We start from the raw sequence: 1,156 nt of genomic DNA on the forward strand, positions 1-1,156 counted from the left end.
CTACTGACCTTCAATGCGTGATGTCGGCAAGGCTGACGGTTCTTGATTCCTGCGGTATGCCCATTGCATGAGGTATGCGCAAGGGGGCGGGCTGACCGACGAGCGGCGGGCCTTTCGCGAGAGGCTGCGGTTGGAGGCAGCCGAGCGGTTCGCCCTGGGCGAGGAGAACATGGTCATCGCGCACGAGTTGCGGGTCAGTGTCAGGTCGGTGCAGCGCTGGCGCAGAGCCTGGTCCCAGGGCGGGCCGAGAGCCCTGGCTTCAAGGGGGCCCGCGTCATTGCCGGTGCTCAGTGACGAACTGTTCGCCGTGCTGGAGCGTGAGCTGGCCAGGGGGCCGGTGGCGCACGGCTGGCCGGACCAGACCTGGACCCTGTCCCGGATCAGGACGCTGATCGGGCGTCGGTTCCACAAGAGCTACACCGTCCAGGGTGTCGCCGTACTGCTCAAGCGGCATGGCTGGAGCTGCCAGGTGCCGGCCCGTCGGGCAGTGGAGCGCGACGAGGCGGCGGTGGCCGGCTGGGTGAAGGAGACTTGGCCGCAGGTGGAAGGACCGTGGCGGCGCTCGGGGCTTGGCTCGTCTTCGAGGACGAGGCCGGATTCTCGATGACGCCGCCGACCACCCGTACCTGGTCCCGCCGCGGCCACACTCCCGTGGTGCGTGTGCGAGGCCGTTCCCGCCGTCGGCTGTCTGTCGCCGCTCTCGTCTGCTACAAACCCGGCGAACGCTCGCGGCTGATCTACCGGCCGTGCCCCGACGCCCGGCTCGACGGACGCAAAAGCTTCTCCTGGCAGGGTTACCGCGACCTGATCCAGATCGCGCACCAGCAACTCGGCGGCCCGATCGTGCTGGTCTGGGACAACTTGAACACCCACCTGTCGGCCGGAATGCGCCGCTACATTGCTGATCGGACCTGGCTCACCGTCTTCCAGCTCCCGCCCTGCTCACCCGACCTCAACCCCGTCGAGGGCATCTGGTCAGTGCTGCGGCGCACCACCACGGCCAACCGCGCGTTCGCTGGCCCCCAGAATCTGATCACCGCCGTCCGCCGCGGCTTACGCCAGCTCCAATACCGCCCCGACGTCATCGACGGCTGCCTCACCGGTACCGGACTCACGCCCGTTCCACCATGACGACATCACGTATTGAAGGTCAGTA

At 67.7% G+C, this 1,156-nt stretch carries 2 protein-coding genes; both read left to right on the top strand.

Going from position 1 to position 1,156, the window contains the following annotated elements; all coding sequences use genetic code 11:
• The first annotated feature begins 67 nt into the window (after window positions 1-67).
• On the top strand, window positions 68-607 hold the full coding sequence (locus AB0I49_RS38230; protein WP_363231841.1) for a winged helix-turn-helix domain-containing protein: 540 nt from the start codon (window positions 68-70) through the stop codon (window positions 605-607).
• Window positions 604-1,131, top strand: a complete 528-nt coding sequence (locus tag AB0I49_RS38235; protein ID WP_363231842.1) for a transposase — start codon at window positions 604-606, stop codon at window positions 1,129-1,131. The genes AB0I49_RS38230 and AB0I49_RS38235 overlap by 4 nt, the downstream gene beginning before the upstream one ends.
• Window positions 1,132-1,156 lie beyond the last annotated feature (25 nt).

Source organism: Streptomyces sp. NPDC050617 (assembly GCF_040654795.1).
In the GTDB taxonomy this organism is placed as follows: domain Bacteria; phylum Actinomycetota; class Actinomycetes; order Streptomycetales; family Streptomycetaceae; genus Streptomyces.